The sequence below is a fragment of the Alphaproteobacteria bacterium genome, assembly GCA_016870095.1.
GTDB lineage: Bacteria > Pseudomonadota > Alphaproteobacteria > Paracaedibacterales > VGCI01 > VGCI01.
Genome location: VGCI01000004.1, coordinates 1 through 20,993, shown reverse-complemented (window position 1 = coordinate 20,993; position 20,993 = coordinate 1). Strand labels below are relative to the sequence as shown.

Annotated in this window: 19 protein-coding genes; 7 read left to right on the top strand and 12 right to left on the bottom strand. The window is 40.2% G+C overall.

Going from position 1 to position 20,993, the window contains the following annotated elements; all coding sequences use genetic code 11:
• The first annotated feature begins 95 nt into the window (after positions 1–95).
• The gene (locus FJX03_04150; protein ID MBM3632883.1) at positions 96–1,712 is read left to right on the top strand and encodes a hypothetical protein; all 1,617 of its coding nucleotides are present in this window, start codon (positions 96–98) and stop codon (positions 1,710–1,712) included.
• Here the strand turns inward: FJX03_04150 and FJX03_04145 are convergent.
• The 11 genes from FJX03_04145 to dusB all read right to left on the bottom strand — a co-directional run bounded on the left by FJX03_04145 (position 1,690) and on the right by dusB (position 15,986).
• Entirely contained in the window at positions 1,690–2,079 is a 390-nt protein-coding gene (locus FJX03_04145; GenBank protein ID MBM3632882.1) for a hypothetical protein, read from the bottom strand. The genes FJX03_04150 and FJX03_04145 overlap by 23 nt on opposite strands.
• Positions 2,080–2,140: 61 nt before the next feature.
• A complete protein-coding gene (locus FJX03_04140) occupies positions 2,141–3,499 on the bottom strand; it encodes an HlyD family type I secretion periplasmic adaptor subunit (protein ID MBM3632881.1) in 1,359 nt (452 codons plus the stop codon).
• A complete protein-coding gene (locus FJX03_04135; protein ID MBM3632880.1) occupies positions 3,496–5,562 on the bottom strand; it encodes an ATP-binding cassette domain-containing protein in 2,067 nt (688 codons plus the stop codon). The genes FJX03_04140 and FJX03_04135 overlap by 4 nt, the downstream gene beginning before the upstream one ends.
• On the bottom strand, positions 5,546–7,363 hold the full coding sequence (locus tag FJX03_04130) for an ATP-binding cassette domain-containing protein (protein MBM3632879.1): 1,818 nt from the start codon (positions 7,361–7,363) through the stop codon (positions 5,546–5,548). The genes FJX03_04135 and FJX03_04130 overlap by 17 nt, the downstream gene beginning before the upstream one ends.
• A gap of 310 nt (positions 7,364–7,673) precedes the next feature.
• Entirely contained in the window at positions 7,674–8,729 is a 1,056-nt protein-coding gene (gene mnmA / locus FJX03_04125; GenBank protein MBM3632878.1) for a tRNA 2-thiouridine(34) synthase MnmA, read from the bottom strand.
• A gap of 163 nt (positions 8,730–8,892) precedes the next feature.
• Complete coding sequence (locus FJX03_04120) at positions 8,893–9,318, bottom strand: DUF2000 domain-containing protein (GenBank protein ID MBM3632877.1); 426 nt, start codon at positions 9,316–9,318, stop codon at positions 8,893–8,895.
• 162 nt (positions 9,319–9,480) lie between these two features.
• Positions 9,481–10,857: a Trk system potassium transporter TrkA gene (gene trkA, locus FJX03_04115; protein ID MBM3632876.1), complete on the bottom strand. Its 1,377-nt coding sequence runs from the start codon at positions 10,855–10,857 to the stop codon at positions 9,481–9,483.
• Positions 10,854–12,290, bottom strand: a complete 1,437-nt coding sequence (locus FJX03_04110) for a sigma-54-dependent Fis family transcriptional regulator (protein ID MBM3632875.1) — start codon at positions 12,288–12,290, stop codon at positions 10,854–10,856. Before FJX03_04110 ends, trkA begins: the two co-directional genes overlap by 4 nt.
• A gap of 17 nt (positions 12,291–12,307) precedes the next feature.
• The gene (locus FJX03_04105) at positions 12,308–14,545 is read right to left on the bottom strand and encodes a PAS domain-containing sensor histidine kinase (GenBank protein ID MBM3632874.1); all 2,238 of its coding nucleotides are present in this window, start codon (positions 14,543–14,545) and stop codon (positions 12,308–12,310) included.
• Positions 14,546–14,687: 142 nt separating this feature from the next.
• A complete protein-coding gene (locus FJX03_04100) occupies positions 14,688–14,972 on the bottom strand; it encodes a hypothetical protein (protein MBM3632873.1) in 285 nt (94 codons plus the stop codon).
• Between the two features lie 39 nt (positions 14,973–15,011).
• The gene (dusB, locus tag FJX03_04095) at positions 15,012–15,986 is read right to left on the bottom strand and encodes a tRNA dihydrouridine synthase DusB (GenBank protein ID MBM3632872.1); all 975 of its coding nucleotides are present in this window, start codon (positions 15,984–15,986) and stop codon (positions 15,012–15,014) included.
• 312 nt (positions 15,987–16,298) lie between these two features.
• Between dusB and FJX03_04090 the strand changes: the two genes are divergently transcribed.
• The 5 genes from FJX03_04090 to FJX03_04070 all read left to right on the top strand — a co-directional run bounded on the left by FJX03_04090 (position 16,299) and on the right by FJX03_04070 (position 20,251).
• Positions 16,299–17,054: a hypothetical protein gene (locus tag FJX03_04090; protein ID MBM3632871.1), complete on the top strand. Its 756-nt coding sequence runs from the start codon at positions 16,299–16,301 to the stop codon at positions 17,052–17,054.
• A gap of 87 nt (positions 17,055–17,141) precedes the next feature.
• Positions 17,142–18,068, top strand: a complete 927-nt coding sequence (locus FJX03_04085) for a tyrosine recombinase XerC (GenBank protein ID MBM3632870.1) — start codon at positions 17,142–17,144, stop codon at positions 18,066–18,068.
• A 97-nt stretch (positions 18,069–18,165) separates the two neighbouring features.
• Positions 18,166–18,366, top strand: a complete 201-nt coding sequence (locus FJX03_04080) for a hypothetical protein (protein MBM3632869.1) — start codon at positions 18,166–18,168, stop codon at positions 18,364–18,366.
• Between the two features lie 1,028 nt (positions 18,367–19,394).
• Positions 19,395–19,817, top strand: a complete 423-nt coding sequence (locus FJX03_04075) for a hypothetical protein (GenBank protein ID MBM3632868.1) — start codon at positions 19,395–19,397, stop codon at positions 19,815–19,817.
• Positions 19,814–20,251: a hypothetical protein gene (locus FJX03_04070; protein MBM3632867.1), complete on the top strand. Its 438-nt coding sequence runs from the start codon at positions 19,814–19,816 to the stop codon at positions 20,249–20,251. The genes FJX03_04075 and FJX03_04070 overlap by 4 nt, the downstream gene beginning before the upstream one ends.
• A gap of 181 nt (positions 20,252–20,432) precedes the next feature.
• Here FJX03_04070 and FJX03_04065 read toward each other — a convergent pair whose 3' ends face one another.
• On the bottom strand, positions 20,433–20,942 hold the full coding sequence (locus FJX03_04065) for a response regulator (protein MBM3632866.1): 510 nt from the start codon (positions 20,940–20,942) through the stop codon (positions 20,433–20,435).
• On the opposite strand from FJX03_04065, the gene FJX03_04060 reads away from it, so the two are divergent.
• Positions 20,910–20,993: IS1595 family transposase (locus FJX03_04060; GenBank protein MBM3632865.1), on the top strand; the 84-nt coding region annotated here is incomplete at its 3' end. The genes FJX03_04065 and FJX03_04060 overlap by 33 nt on opposite strands.

Genomic DNA, 20,993 nt, shown 5'->3' with positions numbered 1-20,993 from the left:
TCCCCCCTCTTTATTATCTTCTTCGTAATGGTGTATTTATGGCCTATATATTTTTCAGCCATCTTCAATACTGACAACGACCTAAAGGGGAACCGATGAAAAGATTAAAAATATTTTTGATGATCATTTTAGCTCCGACCCTTCTTATTTTACCCGCTAAGGGTGAAAGAGAAGTTAGGGAGGTATTCTCTCTATTTTCTCTTTTTAAAGGCGAGAGTTCCTTTCAAGATGCTTTGAATACCTCAAATCTAACAACCCCCGCGATGGTTGTATTTTACGAAAAAATGAATAATCAACCGGTTTGGTTTGAAAAGGGTCAGTTAACGAGATTCGGAAAAATTGCCATCGATGTATTAAAGACAGTCGATCAAGAAGGATTGAATCCTGAAGACTATGAGGATGTTGTTCACCTTATTGAGGTACCAAAACCTTTAGTGGAAGAAAATTGGGTAAATGCCGAAATTTTGCTAACTAGGAGATTTTTAGAGTTTATTGACCATGTGCGCATAGGGCGAATTGATCCTATGAAGATAAGTCATGACATAAAATTTCATAGCCCCAAAACCCACGCAATTGAGTTGCTTATTGATGCTTTGCAGGATAAAAAAACAGAAGGCAATAAATTGCGTCTTATGGCTCCGAATATCCCTCAATATCAAGATTTGAAAGGGATATTGGCAGATTATCGGCATCAAGAACAGGGGCACATACAAGAACCAAAATTGACCCTGTCAACTCCCTTAAAGTTTGGAGATAGTGACAAAGAAGTTGTGATTCTTCGCCAAATTTTGATTTCTCACGGTTGTTTGGATCCGGTATTGGATAGTGGTGAAAAATTTGATGAGAATGTTAGGGCAGCCTTAAATGAGTTTCAGAAACGGTACAGTTTGGATATGGACGGGACCGTAGGAACCCGGACGCGGGACATGCTTAATTTTCCTGTAAAAGAGTGGATTCGAAAAATTATTGTGAACATGGAACGATTGCGATGGTTACCCGATGATTTGGGGCACAAACATATTATTGTGAATGTGGCTGGTTACGTTCTTCATGGGTATGAGGATTCACAAGTGACGTTAATGATGCCCATTATCGTGGGTCGTCCGGATAGGAAGACGCCCCTGTTTTATGCCACGCTCAGGAATATCGTTCTCAATCCTTCTTGGGGCGTACCCCATAGTATTTTCATAAATGACAAATTACCAAAGATTCGTAATGATCCAGCCTATGTCCGTCGCGCTAATTTTATCATTACAGATCGACAGGGAAAGACTATTGATCCTGATGCTGCCGATTGGCTAAATGAGGTTAAAAATTATTATTTACGCCAAAGTCCTGGGATTCATAATGCTTTGGGACAAATTAAATTTAATATCGAAAATCCCTATATAATTTATCTTCATGGAACGCCCGATCAACATTTATTTACCAAGAGAGCCAGAGCATTTTCCTCCGGGTGTATTCGCTTAAAATATCCTTTAAAACTGGCAGCTTGGGTCTTAAATCATGACAGCCAATGGTCTTGCGATAGCATTCAATCGGCTATTAATTCAGGGGAGACCCAAACCCTCACGCCCGATGAATATGTACCTGTCTATTTTACTTATCAAACCATTTGGATGAAAAAAAGCAAAAAGGGTAAACGTATTTTTTATAGTAACGATCCCTATAAACTTGATGCCAAAATGATTAAAATTTTGAAGGTAAAGTAATAAATATGCCAAAAATAATGGTTGCGAAGATATAAGAAAAAAAGGAGCAGAATGCCCAAATTTTGGCATTTATTAGTGAAATTTTCCCATTTTCAGAATCCGGATCTAGAGAAAAATAATCTTGTCCTTCATAAGCATTTTTCCAAGACCATAGTATAGATCCTAATCCCAGGGCTAAATAATAATAAGTAAGAAAGATCATAGTTTTGCAATCTGATTGCAAATGATGATTTTTGGTTGCTGCTAGATACGCCGTAAAACCACCTATTCCCAGACTATGCACCTTAAAAAGACTTGTAAGTAAGCCTAGAGCAAGATCTTTCGTCCAACCTCTACTAGAGAGAAGCCAAGACATCTTATCATCCATGATTTTAACTCCTATTAAAAATCACCAATTAGCTTATTGATGTAAAATTTAATATGTCTTTCTATCGCTCCCTAAAGGATGTTTTTACGGCGTTATAAACGGGCTTGGTGAGATATTGGAGCAAAGTCTTTTCTCCAGTGTGGATTTCAGCCACAACAGTCATACCGACGGAAATACGGTTTTGCTTTGGGTCTTTGCCCACATATAATTGGTTCATTTTAATGAAAGCCTTATAAAAAGGTTTTTTATTATCATCCAAAAAGGTGGAAGCTGAAATGGCATGAAGCTTTCCTTCAATACTTCCAAATCGAGAATAATCATATGCGGAAACCTTAATGGTAACATCTTGACCAACTTGGGTATTACCTATGTCTTTGGGGTTTATTTGTGCTTCAACTTCCATCGCGTTGGCCGGGACAATTTGCATAATTTCTTCTCCTGGCTGAATAACTCCTTTTAGAGTGTTGGTTTTCAACCCTTTTACAATTCCAGAAACGGGGGATTTGATTTCTAAACGATTGACGCGATCTTGCAATTTCGTAATGGATTCTTTAACTTGGGCAATTTCTCCTGTTGTATTGCCCATTTCGGTTAAGGCCACATTGCGTAAATTTGTTCCCAATTCCGTAAGTTTATTATCAGCTTCTGCAATGGCTTGACGTGTTTGTTGCATTTGATTCTTTACTTGATCCAGCTCTTTGCGAACACGTGAGACATTCTCTTCATTGGCTCGATATTCTGTACCCGTCTTCAGACGCTTTTCATAAAGTTCTTTAGTGACATCTCGTTGTTTTTCAACAATAGCCAGCTGATCTCGTAAGTCCTTTTCTTGACCACGTTGGAGGTTGAGGAGTGCTTTTTGTTGCTCATGTTGTTTATCGATGACTGCTCTTTGGTCTTCTCGATTCCGGACTTGCATGTCATAGATGGCCTGCTGATCTTCGACGAGACTTTTATAGGCGGCCCCAAATTCACTAAAATTTGGCTTTTGTTCCAAGCCAAAAGACCGTAATCGTTCGGCTTTTATTTTAAGAGAGGCTTCTTTTGCAAGGGCTTGTTCAAGCTCAGACTGTCCACCTTTTCCATCAAGAACAAGGAGAACGTCTCCTTCTTTTACCAAGTCACCTTCATGAATATTAATTTGTGTGATTTGGCCCCCCTCTAAATGTTGAACAGATTTTATAAATCCTGTGGGGATAATTTGACCGTTTGCTACGCTAATTTCATCAATAGGAGTAATAGCGGCCCATGCAATAAATGCAAAAACAATGCCGCAAGCAATTAAAATATTCATCCGACTGCTATGGGGGGGACGGCCCTCTTCAATATGAAGCGAGCGGTTAAGTGAAGGAAGCTGGCGGTTCACTTTTCGATCGTCTGTGCTATCTGATACGATGTTTGTGGGTGTTTCGTTTGTCATATTACTTCCCCTTTAATGACTTCCAGAACTTTCTCTCTGGGGCCGAAAACCCGCATAGAACCCTTGTGAAGGGATAAAACACGATCGGCTAAATTGATTAAACTCGGTCTATGGGTGACCATAATGACTGTTTTTTTTCCGCGAAATTCTGTTATGGTTTGACGTAAAGTTTCATCACCCTCTTGATCAAGAGTATTGCCAGGTTCATCCATAATAATAATATTTGATTTTCGGATATAGGCGCGTGCTAAGTTAAGCTTTTGCAAGAAACCTGAAGAGAAAATGTTCATCACCTGTTCATCAATTCTTGTTTCAAAGCCTTCAGGTAATGTCATAATTTGAGATAATAATCCTGCTTTTTCTGCAGCTTGAATCATCCGTTCTTCGGTGGCTTCGGGAGCAGAAAATAGTAAGTTTTGAGCAAGCGTTCCATGAAAAAATTGATTTTGCTGTGGAACGTAGGCAAGGGATTGTCGTAAAACCATGGGGTCAAATTGACGAATATCAATACCGTCAATTGTAATAGAACCTGCTTGGGGATAATAAAAACCCAACAACAATTTTATAAGCGTTGTTTTACCGGACCCATTTTGGCCAACGATTGCAATAATTTCCCCGGGTTTGGCTTCCATCATAATACCTTGTATGGCTGGTTGGGGGTCATTTGGATATCGAAATCCAACATTTTGAATACGAACCAATCCGTCAAAACGATGTGGACTTTCTGTTACATGACGTCGTTCGGAGGGTAAACTCATTAGCCGATTAATTTGTTCTAAGCTTTCCATAATGAGATCAAACCGTCCCAACACCATTAAGCCACTTTGTAGGGGAGAAAGAACTCGCCACACAAGAAGGACAACGGCCATCAACGCCCCAATGGACATTAAATTTTCTGTGACACGAACGGCCCCGCAAATGATTGCAGAAATTCCAGCAATTTTCATGATCATCTGACTTAAGTTTATAGATAAGGATGAGAGGAGTTCGGATTGCTTTTGAGCTACGGATAAAGAAGCACTCACTTCTTGGAAACGATCTACCCATGTTTTTTCTGCGGCTAAATGTTTTATGGTTGTTAAGTTAGAGGTTCCCTCGAGTAGGAATTTTCGCCGTTCAAGGGAGGCTGTTGAAACTTTATGTGTAGATCGTCGTAAAACGGGGGCCATTAGGAAAAGCATAATGATAAAAACAAATATCATAAGCAAAGGAACAATAACGATAGGCCCTGCGACCAGAAAGAGAACAATCAGGAAAAAAATCATATAGGGCCCTTCAAGGATAATATTAGCGATGGGACCTGTAAATGTTTCCCGAATGCCATCAAATTGGCGCAAGCGAGCTACCTGACTGGCAACGGATGCGCCTTCTACTAAACCCATGGGTAGGTTCATAACGTGCCGCATGACTTCACTCCCAATAATCAAATCTAGGCGTGCTCCAAAATAGGATAGAGCGCGATTTTGGAGGATGTGCACGAATTGGACACAACACAAAGCTAGAACCAATCCCAAAACAAAGTACCCAAGAGTAATTTGCGAGCGAGAGGGGACGACCTCATCGTAAACAGCCATGATAAAAACGATGGAGCTTAAGCTGAGTATGCTTGTTAAAAACCCCAGACCCATTAACCAATAAATAAAAGAATGGAAACGTTCTAATATACCAGAAAGCCAACCGCCGCGGGCGGGTTCCTTTTCAGGTTTTTGGTAAAATGAGTATGCAGTCCCTTTTATTCGAGAAGTTGTTGAAAGCGTTACTTTTTGACTTTTCTCGCAATCTACAGCATGGATAATTCCATCTTCTTCTTCAGATAAAATATAAACTTCCCCGCTCTTAGTGACAAACAAAGCGGGCAATAAATCTCTATGTAATTGTTGTAACTTTAGGGTATGACCTTTACTGGAATACCCTAGGTTAGCCATGAGATTTCGCAAATCCGTTAATGAGATTTGTTTTTCCAGAAACGGAACGGCCTCAAAAATTCGACGGGCATGTCCTTGCCAACCTAATGCTTCTAACAACGGCATGACACAATCGTAATAATTAAATGATTTTGCCATGATTTATTCCTAAGTGATCGGCCGAGATATTTAAGTGAGTATCGGTTTTTCCATTTCCTGGAGCTAAATTTTTCATGTTTTCTTTTTTCTGTCCCCCATTCTTTTTTGATTTTGGGGATTTTATTTCTTCGTCTGATGACAAAGATGTTTCTTGATTTTGTTCTGAATCTGAAGACGTTCCATCTAAGTCATCCCTCTTTCTAGGAAGAGATAATTTATCCTTAGATAATAGAAAGCCATCTGTTAATTCGTATGAGGCATCGGCTATCTCTTGAATAGAGGGGCGATGAGTAACAAATATAACAGTTACCACACCATGAAGGCTTCGGACGACTTGTTTGAGCAGTTGATCGCCATTTTCATCCAGGGATGTATTGGCTTCATCTAAAATTAAGATTTTCGGGCGATTTACCAATGCTCTTACTAAGCAAATTCGTTGATGAATACCATCGGGAAGAAGAAGAAAAAGTTGGTCGCCAACTTTTGTATCATACCCTTGAGGTAAGTGATGGATCCATTCATCCAATCCGAGTTGGCGAGAAAGTCCTAAGGCATCATCAACATAAGCTGCACCCCTATACATTGTCATATTTTCAATGATTGTCCCTTGAAATAAAATTCCTTTAGGAGGCACGTAGGCTATTTGACGCCGTAAATCTCTGTAATGGTAGGATGATAGGGGCTCATCATCAATCAAAAGGCTTCCCATAGAGGGATGGAGATTACCCATTAAGACTAACATGAGCGTTGTTTTTCCGGCCCCATTTTTACCATGAATCGTTACCGCAGAGCCGGGGGAGACACTGAGATCAATTCCCTTCAAAATTTCTGGTGAATCATCGTTATACTGAAAGCAAACATTTTTTAAAGTAATTTTCCCTTGAATGGGTTTAGTGATTCCTTGTGCCAAAGGGGGTTCAAGTTTTAAATTAAAATGATCCTCAATCCGTTTCTTGGCAATGGTAAAATATTGAAAACGTGTCCAAACGCCCATGGCGGCTTGGATGGGTTGCATAGCTCGATTTGTAAGAATTATGCAAGCTGCCATAATACCGACTGATGTTGATGACGTGATGACTTGCAGTGTGGCCACAGCAACGATACCCACAAATAAAATATAGGAAAACATATTGCCCAAATCTCGGGCTTCGGCAGAATATAAATAAACCTTATAATTGACATCGGAACATTGGGTTTGGAGACGTTCATAACGACGCAAAAGAAGATCTTCCATCCCCAGGGCTTTCAACGTGTGATGATTTGTGAGAATTTCAACGATAAAATTATAACGTCGATCGTTTAGATCCAGTTGCTTTTCCAAATACCGGCGCAAAACGATTCCCAGAAACCAGGCAAGCAGAACGAATACAACCAAAATTGCAGTTGCTGCCAAAGCAATGGGCGGGGAAAAATATGCAATAATTCCTAAGAATAAGAAAACAAAAGGAAGATCTAGCAGGATTAAAAATCCTTGTCCGGCTAAAAATTCTTTTAATATCGTTGCACTTTCAATATTTTCAACATGTTCGCCCACACCTCTTTTATTGAGGTCATTCAAGGTTGCATTAACCAGATGCTGAAAGGCGCCCACTGCCGCACCATGTTCAAAGTGCATGCCGAGCCAACTCAATACATAGCCACGACTAAAGCGTAAGCTTGCTTCCAGAAGGGCAGCTATACCGACTGCAATTCCAAGTAGGGTAAGGGTCCCGAATGATTGATTTGGGATAACGCGGTCATAAAGTTGCAAGACAAAAAGAGGAATGGAAAGGGATAAGAGATTAAGCACAACCGTGCTCAAGATTATATCCCATCGCTTCCAGGGGAAAACAGACCCCGATTTTGAATGCGATTTAGAATTCGACTTTTTAGGCCGGTGCTCATTCAAAGATGGGTCCGCCACGTTAGTCTTTCTCCCTCTATAGTGCCAATATTTGACCCGACTTATTTAGGCCTCATTACATAGACTATCTATCCATTTGTTAATTATGTGTTAAATTTTTAAGAAAGCGCAAATGTTTATATGAAGAATTTTATAAGATGCATAATTATTTTGATTTTGCATTTTGAGAGAACCATAAGCGGCTCATTTGACTAGGTAAGGAATGAAATTAAAAGGGGGCCTTGGTAATCCACCCACCTCCCAAAACTTGAGAGCCGATGAAAAATACACAAGCTTGGCCATTCGCAACGCCATATTCGGGCGTTTCAAATTCCACTTCCGCCAGGTTCTGTCCGCGACAATAAATTGTTGCGGGAATAGGATCTTGAGTCGAGCGGATTTTTACAGACGCTTTTTGACCTTTCTCAAATGCCTCACTGTTACAAAGCCAATTTACATCCCGCACCCAGATGCGGGGTTTAGCCAGAGCTTCGCGAGGACCAACCATGACACGACGCGTATCCGGATCAAGAGATACAACGAATAAAGGATCCGTGCTCGAAACGCCAATGCCTCGGCGCTGACCAATGGTAAAATTAATTATTCCGGTATGATTTCCTAAAACACGTCCATCCACATGGACAATTTCCCCGGGATCCAATGATCCGGGGCGATATTTTTCAACGACACTTGCGTAACCGCCGGATGGTACAAAGCAAATGTCTTGACTATCAGGCTTTTCAGAAACACTTAATCCCAGTCGACGAGCATGCTGTCGTGTTTCGGATTTGGGCATTACCCCCAGTGGAAAACGTAAATAATCTAATTGATCTTGTGTGGTGGTAAAAAGAAAATAACTTTGATCGCGTGAGGGATCGAGAGCTTGGTGGAGCTCTGCATTCTTTTCACCCTGTAAGCGTCGTACGTAATGACCTGTGATGAGGGCTTTCGCACTTAAATCCCGTGCAGTGGTCAATAAATCTTTAAATTTTACGCGTTGATTACATCGGATACAGGGAACAGGAGTTTCTCCTTGCAAATAGCTGTCAACAAAGTCATCAATAACACCTTGTCGAAAGACATTTTCATAATCTAAAACATAATGAGGAAACCCGAAACGATCTGCTACCGTTCTTGCATCATAAATATCCTGCCCGGCACAGCAAGCTCCCTTTTTATTGACCATTTTGCCATGGTCATATAATTGAAGAGTGATACCAACAACTTGATAACCACCTTCCACCATGAGAGCTGCCGTTACAGATGAATCAACGCCTCCTGACATAGCAACTGCTACCAGAGCGCCATCTTCAATGCCATCTAATTTTAATTTTGTACTGTCAGACAAACCAATTTCCTTTTTCTAACCGTAATATGCTTTGTGGTAAATAAGATGTATTTTTCATATCCTTTAAAGAACACATATTCCACATCCAAATTTTCATCTTTCATCTCCACAAAGAAAATTTGCGTGTCACTTGCGAAACAATTTCCCAATTACCAAATAAAACGCATCCATAATAAATTAAAGTTTCTTCTGGGGATGCGGCCGTGCGCAGCAATTGTTCTTGGTATGTTCCCCCAGTCATTGTATTTAAAAAAGTGCCGTGCAACACACCATGTTCTTTGGCGGCACTCACAGTTTTGCGAATTTCATTTGACTTTGCTCGCAATATAATAAATGGAATTCGGGAAATATTTGGGTAGACGTTGCCTTCCGCATCTATATAATCATCCACCTGTAAGGAAGATTTGCCAACATCACCCCCCAATCCAACAGACATGTGTGCCAAGGCATTCAAAACAATACCAGGTTCAATATCTTTATTTAAAACAGCAACCAATTTATTTTCAAATGTCATGATCACTTCCATTTATTTTTTAGTAATTTTGACAGTATTGTAAAATGTATTTCTTATACATAAGCGGAATGCTTAAATTTTTCCAGGAAAAACTTTAAGAATATGAATTTTTAAAGTATACTGAAGTCATTTACAAGATTAGGATAAATCTTTTGTAATGTTCATCAATAATCCCTATAAGTAACTGGGACGTATGGCAAAAAGTCTTTCAACTTTTTTTACAGCTTCTTTAGAAACTGCCAAAATCAAGCGGTCATTAACCCGAATACTAATTCGGGAGGGGGCAACCGTAATTTCATTATCCCTCACAAGGGCGGCAACCATCATGGCTCCTTTGATATTAATATCATCTACGGTCAATCCAATGATGTGAGATGTTTCACGAGCTTCGGCCTCAATAATCTCAACGCTCCCATCTCGTAAAGAGTGAGCTGATCGAACGCGCCCCTGGCGAACATGTTGTAAAATTGTTGAGACAGATATAGCTTGTGGGCTGATAACGGCATCGATACCCAAAGACGTTACAAGAGAAGAATAAGCCATATTGTTCAAAAGAATTAAGGCTTGACCTGCGCCATTTCGTTTTGCAAGGAGAGAGGCTAAGATATTGACTTTATCATCATCTGTTACCGCCACGATGGTTTCAGTGGATTGCACGTTGGCTTCAGACAATACTTCTGCATCCAAGACATCCCCACATAATACCTCAGTTTGTCTGAGGTGGCGTGCTACATATTCAGCACGAGTTTGATTTTTCTCAACAATACGGGTAATAACATCTGGCTGATTTTCTTCAATATCGGCCACGAGCGTCATACCAATATTTCCACCCCCCATAACAATGACCCGACGGGTTGCAGAATCTGCAAATCCAAATGCACTCATGGCAGCGGATGTTTGACCTTGGGATACAATGTAATACACCTCGTCACCGGGCAACATTTGATGATCACCGGTTGGGATAAAGACGTCCATTCCTCGGACAATACAGACAACAACAAGGTCAAGTTTTGGAAACAAACCCGGAAGTAAACGTAATGGCGTATTTAAAATGGGCGCACTGCTCATACATCTTACGCCAATGACTTTCACTTGATTTCCACATAAAGGGATAACGTCAAATGCGCCCGAAACTTTAATGCTACGGCTAATGGCTCGTGCAACTTCAACTTCGGGAGAAATGATATGATCAATAGCTAAATTGCGGCTACTAAATAGGTTAGACCAGTAAGGGTCTAAGTAATTTTGATTTCGAATACGGGCAATTTTTGTTTCAACATGAAATAGAGAATTTGCAACCTCGCAGGCAACAATATTGACCTCATCTGATCCCGTTACAGCTATAATTAAATCTGCGTCTGCTGCTCCAGCTTGTTGCAATACATCGGGGTGCGAAGCAAAACCGACGACTGGTTGGACGTCTAATGTATCGCCAATTTTTCGGAGTAACTCTGCGGATTCATCAACAATTGTGACATCGTTTTCTTCGACAGCCAAGTATTTGGCTATGTTATAGCCAACTTGACCTGCTCCTAAGATAATGACTTTCATGCAATCTTCAATTCTTGATTAGAAGTTTCTGCCGAAGTTTCTTCTTCTTGATAACGTCCTTCATGAACGCCTAATGCGCGCAATTTCCGATGGAGAGCAGAGCGTTCCATACCCACAAATCGAGCTGTTTTTGAAATGTTACCCCCAAATCGATTAACTTGAGCCAACAAATATTCACGCTCAAACATTTCGCGAGCTTCTCTTAAGGGCAGCACAACAATGTTGGGTGTTTGAGTGGAAGCACTTAACGATGCGTCTGATCTTACCTCAGGGGGCAACATATCCGCTCGAACCTCTTCGCGAGAATCATTCCCGGCCATAATCAGGATCCATTCAACCACATTCTTTAACTGCCGAACATTCCCAGGCCAAGAATAAGATTGAAGCACAACCATAGCATCTGGACTTAAGCGTTTTTGGGGGCGCCCATGCGCCAAAGCCGCCTGATTCATAAAGTGTTGAAATAATTCAGGGATGTCCGTTAAACGGTCTTGTAAAGCTGGAACATCAATGGGGACAACATTCAATCGATAAAATAGATCTTCCCTGAAGTGCCCATCTTGTATCATTTGTGGAATATTGGCACTGGAAGATGCTGTAATCCGAACATCGACCTCAACTTTTTGATTATCGCCCAGGCGAGTGAAGAATTGATCCTGAAGGACACGAATCAGTTTGCTTTGAGTCGGTAGCGGTAAATCCGTCACTTCATCCAAATACAAAGTTCCATTGTGAGCTTGCTCTAGCAATCCAATTTTTCGGGGAACAGTTGGATCTAAGCCTACTATTTCTGTTCCAAATAACTCAGCTTCTAATCGATCTGGGTGTAGTGTTGCACAATTCAGTACAACAAATGGCCTATCTGTACGTCGAGATAAGGCGTGTATTTTTCTCGCGATGATTTCCTTGCCAGCCCCTGAAGGCCCAACAATTAAAATGCGGCTATTGGTTGGAGCGACACGCTCTATGGTTTGACGAATGACAAGCATTGCTGGGGAAGTACCCACCAAATCGACGTGGTCACCAACTTTGATTTTCAGATCCGCATTTTCTCGTTTGAGTCGCGCAGATTCAATAGCTCGTTGTATGACGAGTAGAAGACGAGCTGTTTGAAAAGGTTTTTCGATAAAATCATAGGCGCCATTCTTTATGGCGGTGACGGCAGTTTCTATGGTTCCGTGACCACTAATCATTACAACAGGAACGTATGGATGATCTCGTTTAATAATTTCGAGTATTTTTATTCCGTCGCGATCGCTATCTCCTAGCCAAACATCTAGGATGACCAAACTGGGTTGTCTGGCTTTAATGGCATCTAACCCACTCGCTCCATCAGCTGCAACACGCGTAACATATCCTTCATCCTCCAAAACGCCTGAGACGAGATTTCGGATGTCGGCTTCATCATCAATAATTAATATGTCATGAGCCATAATATTGCTCTACTTCTCTAGTCATTTTCAGGCGAAATGGGAAGCTCAATGGTAACTTTTGCGCCACCTAAAGAACTATCGCCTAATTCAAGTTTACCCCGATGATCTTCAACAATTTTAGCAACAATTGCGAGTCCCAGACCAGTCCCTTTTGTATGTGTAGTGAAATAAGGTTCTGTTAGGTGCGCACGCCCTTCTTTCGGGAAACCAGGGCCATTATCTTCTACAACTAGCAAAATTTTCTCATCCTTAGCTTCAAGAGTTAGGGCTATTGTTGCAGATGATGGTTGTTCTGCTGATAATGTTTCTAGTGTATAAAACATTTCTAACGCGTTAATAGCATTTTGCAATAAGTTCGTTAAAAGCTGACTGATTTGTTGCGCATCACAGCGAATAATAACCGAATTTTCGGGAACTTGCAACTGAAACAGAAGAGAGGGACGAGCTTGTTTTTGTAAAAAGACAGCCTGGCGACAGATCTCGCTTATGTCTTCTTCTTTCATAATGGGATTTGGCATTCTTGCAAATGATGAGAATTCTGTTATGAGGTTTCCAATTTGGCCAACTTGCCGCACTATTGTCTCAATGCAGGCCTGAAAAGTTTGGGGATCTGAATTAATTTCCTTTAAATAGCGCCGTTTAAGCCGTTCTGCCGATAATTGGATGGGGGTAAGGGGATTTTTAATTTCATGAGCGATCCGTCGTGCAACGTCTGACCAGGCTGCTTTTCGTTGGGCACCCACTAAAGCTGTGACGTCATCAAAGGTAATAACGTATCCCTTAACAATATCTTTTTCTTGTTGAATAATTACAGAAATTTGTAATATGCACGCCAATCCCCGGCGAACAAGGGTTATTTGTTCATTGAGTTGTTGAGGAAGCTGGTTAAGCGCTTTATCGAGAAGTGGACTTAATTCCGGGGTAATAACATCAAGCTTCTTTTTCTTTATTTTCTCTAAAGATTCAGAAAGCAAAGCCGCGGCTCGATGGTTGACCAGATCAATACGTCTTTTTTCGTCCAAACGAATAACCCCGGCAGAAATTTGAGCCAAAACCGTTTCAATAAATTCTCGTCTTCGGTCAATTTGTTTATTCGCACTAATTAATTCTTTTCTTTGGGTATTAAGTTGAGAGGTCATTCTATTGAAAGCTTGAGCTAGGTTCCCTAATTCATTATTCATTCCTTCAGCCATCACTTGAACGGTTAAATCCCCTTGGCTGACTTGTTCGGCTGCAACAATGAGTCGCGTAATGGGGCGCATGAGAAGATTTGCTATGGTTAATCCCCCCCAAATCGCTGCTAAGAGGAGGAGTAAGGCAACTGCTGCAAAAAATAAGATAAATGTTAACTGCAAAGAGGCACTTTGTTCCCCTAAACGATCATATTCTTTCACCGCACCTTCTGTTCGGGCTACATGCTTTAAAACGGCTTTGTCAGTTAGTTTTCCCAGATAAAGATAAGTATCTGTAAGAGGGTCCAAACGAACTAAGACGCGGACTCGATCAATAGATTCTTTTCCTAAGTCGGCCAGAAATGCGATTTTTTCTCCTGATTGGACATCGTCAATTGCTCGACCCAATGCTAAGTTCTCAAATTCAAAGGAAAAAGCCAACATAGAGCGAGCCACCACTTGTCTTTGACCATTTAAAACAACCACCTCGCTTAAGCGTCGGGAGTAAGCAAGTTGCGTGAGAAGCTTCGAGAAAGCCGCAGGATTTTTTTCTAAGGCTAGCACTTGCGGCGCTAGTTCTCGCACGATGTCGGAGGCATCGTGCTTAATCGCTTGCATATGTTCTTTCAAGTAAGAGTCTGCAACTTCCTTGGCTTCAGAAAGAGCAGCTTTTACGGGTTCTCCAAACCAGGATTGAACACCAACATTGATAAAAATTGCGGCAAATCCTGCGACAAGAATAGCCGGAATAATTGTAATGAACGAAAACAGTCCAACAATCTGGATATGCAATTTTGAACCAGCGAGTCCGCGCCGACGCTCAACCCAAAGTTCGACAAGACGTTTGGCTATTATGACGGCCAATAATAACATTAAGGTCAAATCTAAATAAATGAAGGGCAATACGCGTGCAGATTTATCCGTGAAAGGTTTTCCTCCGACCAGTACAACAAAAGTCACCACCACAGAAAGAAAAGCAGCAAAGCTCAAACCCGCAGCTAAGCGACGATAGAGTGTATAGTCTTGGGCAAAGCGAATGAAAGAAAGAGAAAATTTATGTAAATAGGAGGTCGGCATGCTCATCGGAATTAAATAATTCTCCCCTGGTAAATTGGGAAGCGGGGCCTATCTTGAAAGCCTTGCGAGATAGGTAAAGAAGCATAGAATCTCTTTGAAGGCTGTAAATGAGATTTAAAAATGCATATGTCCATACGCGGGTTTGTCCCTAAAAATCTCGCACATCAATATTCAATTCAGTTAGTTTTTTGCGTAAAGTATTGCGATTAATACCCAGAATTTCAGCGGCCTTCTTCTGATTTCCCATTACAGCTTTCAAGGTAGTTTTTAACAAGGGACGTTCAACTTCCTGCATCACGCGCTCATAAAGTCCCGTGGTAGGGAGGTCTCCGTCGTGGGCAGCAAAATAATTTTTTAAAAAAGATTCTACGGCTCCTGAAAGACCTGCTTTAGGGGGGAGAGGAATAATTTTAGATAATGATTGTTGTGACATTTAACATAAATACCTTACCAAGTTTATACATAAAGAACATTAAGCATGCAAAGGGCTATAAAATTCATTAATTAAGTTCTTCATCGAAGTCGCGGAATCCATCTGGTTCACAGAAACGCGGAAATCTGCCGACCCACTTATTCCCTTACTGTACCACCCGATGTGTTTTCGGGCAATCTTTACGCCCGTACTTACTCCGTAATGAGACAATATTTCATCAAAATGCTCCAGGATAATCTGATGTTGGACCGTTATTGGTGGGTCCGCAAGCCGCTCTCCCGTTTTCAAATAATGACCAACTTGATTGATAAACCAGGGGCGCCCATAGGCTCCTCGACCAATCATTACACCATCTGCCCGGCTTTTTTGCAGTAAAATGCTGGCATCTTCAAAAGTAACAACGTCTCCATTTCCCACAACAGGTATGGTGACGGCTTCTTTAACATTAGCAATAAACTCCCAATCTGCGGAACCATTATAAAGCTGACAGCGTGTACGTCCATGAATGGTTAAAAGCTGAATACCAGAACTTTCAGCAATTTTAGCTAAATGGGGAGCATTCCGATTTGAGTCGTCCCATCCCGTTCGCATTTTTAAAGTTACAGGGATTTTCACAGCTTTGACCGTGGCTTCTAATATACGCGCGGCGAGCAATTCATCACGCATTAACGCAGATCCTGCATAGCCGTTAACGACTTTTTTCACAGGACATCCCATGTTAATGTCAATCATTTGTGCCCCACGGTCTTCGTTGAGTTTGGCAGCCTCTGCCATGACACTGGGTTCGCAACCGGCCAATTGAACGGCCATTGGGAATTCATCTGCAGATTTTTGGATCATTCTCAAAGATTGACGCGTTTCACGAATCATGGCCTGGCTTGCAATCATTTCAGAAATGACCAGACCAGCTCCCATTCGCTTCACCAGACGGCGAAACGGCATATCGGTCACTCCTGACATGGGAGCCAAGATGACAGGCATTTCAAGGGATATAGAGCCAATTTGTATTGTCATACTTGAGACGTACACGTCTTGATTAATATTTTCAAGTTAAATTCAATTGTTTAGAAGAAATAATATAGAAGAGCCTCTTCCAATATAGAAATCTAGGCTGTCAATTTTTTGATTACTGACTCGTGCGCCAATATCCCTTTCATTTAAGGTATGTGCAGCTATTTCTATATAGGAGAAACCCTTTTCGATTAACAGGCGATTCTATTTTGGGATCTTTGTTCTCATTATCGTGTAAGGTGAATTTACGTTGACACCATAAGGTGCCTAAGATAAATTTTTTAATACTTTATAATATTATTATGGTTATTTTACATGATTCCAAAAATTCGAAATTATAAATCTCTTTTTCTAATAGAATTTATGGACCGTCCTTACTATGCATATACTGTCTATCAAGCTGCTCTTCAAGCTGTTCAATTGGGTCATAAAAGAATGAGCATCATTGAATTTGGGGTGGCGGGTGGCAATGGGCTTGTTTGTTTGGAAAAGCACGTAAAAAGAATATCTGAAAAACTTGGTATTCATATTAATATTTATGGTTTTGATACGGGAGAAGGGTTGCCACAATTAGTGGATTACCGTGATATACCCCATACTTGGCAGCCAGGCTTTTTCAAAATGGATTATGAAAAATTAATGGCAAAATTATCTCTTTCCCAGGTTGTTTTGGGAAACATAGAAACGACCTTGAGAACATTTTATCAAGAGTACAACCCGGACCCAATTGGAGCCATATTGTTTGATGTCGATTTGTATTCTTCTACAAAAGCTGCCTTTCAAATTTTTCAAGCAGATTCTAAATTTTTGTTGCCACGGGTGCGTTGTTATTTTGACGATATTTTGGGGAATGATATTTCTTTAACCAATGAATATACAGGGGAACGCCTTGCGATTCATGAATATAATGCCCTCTTGGAAACGAAAAAAATAACGCCGGTTTATCATCTATTAGGAAAAATGGTTCGAAAAAAGTGGTACTCAAAGTGCTTTGTTCACCATATGTTTAACCATCCTCAATATTGTCAATTTTTAGGAAAACCAAATCAAGAAATCCCTCTGGCGGCGTAATGTATTAGAGGACACAAAAGGGGATGAATCTTTAATAGAGTATGGGTTTTATCCCTGAGAGCTGCAACAATCAACCCGAGGTCTGAGATGACCCTTTCTAAACTTTTAATTCATTGGATAGACTGGCTGAAGGATGTTCGTAAGATGTCTTCCCATACTGTTGCAGCGTATGAAGCTGATATAGGACAATTTTTAACGTTTCAAGCCGACCACCAAGGAAAAAATTTAACGGTTGTCGATTTGACAAAATTTACGATTCGAGATTTTAGAGCTTGGCTTTCTTATCGAGCTCAAGAAAATTATGAACATCGATCCACAGCCCGCGCGCTATCAGTTGTGCGTAGTTTTTTTAGATTTCTCACCAAGAATGGTTATCCGGCGAATACAGCTTTGGTGAGTGTCCGGTCGCCACGTATTAAGGTAGGCCTTCCCCGTCCCTTGAGTGTGGATCAGGCTAAGACATTAGTCGATGATATTGATCTTACGGTTGAAGATCCCTGGATTGGGTTCCGCAATAGAGCTTTGTTTACGCTTCTTTATTCTTGTGGGTTAAGGTTGGGAGAAGCCTTAAATTTGACTCGAAAACAAGCGCCCCTTACAACTGACATTTTATTGATTCAAGGAAAAGGCAAGCGTGAGCGGATGGTTCCTGTCTTACCTGTTATTAGTCAAACCCTTCAACAGTATATCCAGCTATGCCCTTTTGAATTGTCGATGGAGGGCCCTTTATTTGTGGGAGCTAAAGGCGGAAAATTACACCCCGGAATTGCTCAAAAGGCGATGCGGATGTATAGGCGCGCTATAGGATTGCCGGAAACAGCAACGCCCCATGCTTTACGCCATAGTTGTGCCACACACTTGATGAGTGCTTCCGGTGATTTAAGGGGCATCCAAGAATTGTTGGGACATGCGTCCTTATCAACAACACAAGTTTATACAGATGTTGATACAGCGCGACTCATTAAGGTTTATAATAAAGCTCACCCTAGGGCAAAAGGGAATAGAAAAGCATAAAACGCATCATAAACCTTTTTTAAATCTAATTTTCACTCCTTATTAAATACTTATAAGTATACTTAAGGAATTAGCTCATTAAAAAAGGAGAAAAAGCATGACAGTTAAAGGTTGGGCCACTATCGATTCGAGCAAATTCCCTTCAAATGATAATTCTAAAGCCATACTGTCAGCCCCTATAGAGCTAATTGATAAAATTATTGATCTCGCGGTAAATCATGCCTGTCAAATTGACAGAGAGCAAGATAGCGAATCCTTAAAAAATCAAATTAAAAATTTAGTCGATTATCACGAATAAAAAGCCTCTCAAAGAATTTGCTTTTAGGATTTTAGAGGGAGTGCTGTGCAAAATTTTGAGGACCGAATGGTTTTAAAGCCCAGCGCGTCGTAAAGTTTTATACCTGTCTCAGAAGCAAGGGGAGCAATTTAATGAGCACCTTTTATGACGGTAGTGTTCATGCACATTTTCCTGAGGGCTGTTCCTATTTCTTTTCGTGGATAGCCTTGAAGAACACCAAAAGATGAAGGGCAAGCCACTCCTTTTTCGTCTATATAAATATGACCTATTCTCCCAGGAATATTGTCCGCCTAAGCTATTAATAAAAAGGCTTTTGACAAACATCAGACGGGATGAAGATACGCAAGCCCATCTTTCTTATCAAGTTCAAATATTGTTTGCCAAAGGGTGGCCAACTCTTCAAATTGTTGTAGTTTTACGACAAATTCAATTCTGCAAGTCGGGTGTATTGGCTCGTTGTACAGCTGAGGATTGAATTAGCCCATTTCGGTAATATCAACTTACACACGGTAAGGAAAAACGAACGATGAGGGAATTGTTATATCTTCTTCAATAAGTCCAAAAGATTTCATGTCAAAAAATTAGTGTGCTATTTCTAAAGTTTCTGTTGAATTTATACCCTAACAAATATTGAGATAGGGAGCATTCGTAAGCGACTTTAATCCCAGAAAATTATGGTCGTTAAAAATTCCCCAACCCTGATTATTCATTAAGTTTTGCCAAAGATTTAAAGGATTTTCACTCATGTGAATTTGGTTAGAAAATCGAGGCTTAGGCAAATCAATACAGTCTCCTTATCATTATGAAAGAAATTTGTTTGAAAAGTTTATCATGTATACCCTAAAACTTCTAAATTTTTGCCTGTTAGTAGTTTTTCACGCACCGGTCAAAAGAACTTAAGTGAAAATAGAGTATTTTTTAACCTAGATTATGCAATGTTTGTGAGTTTATGGTTAAGTATTGAGATGTCACCAAGTGACTGACTCATATAGTGATTTTAGGAAATAAAAAACAGAGGAGAATATAAAATGACAGAAAATAAAAAACACCTAAACGAATTACAGGAAGAACTAAGTCACTACAAAAAAAATCTCGCAACGATAAAAGCCTCTTTTAAAGGTAAAGCGAGTAAAGATGCAGAAAAAATTTATGGCTCTGTAAAAAATATGCTCGGGGATGCTAGTGAAGCTTATGAAAAATTAGAGGCGGCTTCTGCAGCAGAGTGGGAACCTTTAAAAAAGATAGCTAATAATTCATTTAAAGATTTAAAAAAATCATTTGAAGAATACAAAAATATCGCCTCAGCTCAGGTAAAGGACTATTCTAACCAAATTGAAGCCTTTTCTGAAGAGCAACTCGATCATGCAGCTGAATATGTTAAAGAAAATCCTCTCAAAAGTATTCTGTTAGCGGGTGCAGTTGGATTTATTGTCGGAAGGATATTAAAATGAGCCAAATCATTCATCTTGTTGCAAGTTATTTAGTGGGAAATTTGAATCCCCTGTCGAAACCTCAGAGCATATTGTCTGTGAGATTCATAGCCAACCTAGGGTCATTCTTTTTTCTAGTTTTTGGCTATGTTTTGGGATGTAGAGCTCTTTATCACTATCTTCTCCCTCAGTTCGGAGAGGTGTACACTCTGCTGGGGTTAGGCGGCTTTCTAGTTGCCACAAGCCTTTTACTTTTTATTATTGGTTGGTTCCTCAAGCCTAAGGAGCCTCCTATACGCGAGTTTATTGCTAACGTAGAAAAAGCTTTGAGTGACTTGCCACACAACGAAATTGTCAAGAAGATTACAGATCATGTCAATCCAAAGACATTGGCGGGGCTTTTTGCAATTGTTGTGGTAACTTCCTATTTGACGAAATCTAAAAAAATAATTTAGATAGTTATAATTGGAAATCTAGCAGATCATTGTGAATTAAAGTAAACGGGGTAGGGTGAACCTACCCCTGTTTATATTTGAAACATTTAAATATATTACATCAAAAAAACAGACAATCATTTTGTAACAAAATAAGTGAATATAGGGTCATTTATTGATAGGTGTTTGTTTGGTCTTAATTTTAGCTCGCCATGTTTTGCGTCGGCAGAACGACAGTTTGCATCCAATAGGTTAGGGTTTTGTGAATTTGTTCTTTAACTTCATTATAAGAGAAAGATTTATTTATAAATCCACTGGCATGCAAACAATATGACTTCAACATGTCTTCATAAGAAGAGTTTCGCGAAAAAATGACTACGGGTGTATTTTGAAGATTAGGGCGACGTTTAATCTCTTTTAAAACATCAAAACCGCTAATATTGGTGAGAGTTAAGTCTAGAAAGATAAGATCTGGCTTTGGAAAAAAGAAAGTTGACGTATCCTCTAGACTTCGAAAAAAATTAATGGCTTCTTCTCCGTTATGGCAGGCAAAAACATTTAATTTCTCAGGAAACTCCATAACAGCTTGACGAAAAAGGACTTCGTCATCCTTATTTTCTTCAATTAATAAAATATGGGGCTGTCCTAGATAACGCCAAGAAGTGTTATAAAGGGTTGCATGAGAAAGAGTCGAATAAGTTGGTCTAAGCAATTACGGTTAATGGAGCATTTTGTTGCAGGAACAACTGCCCGGTGTGCATCT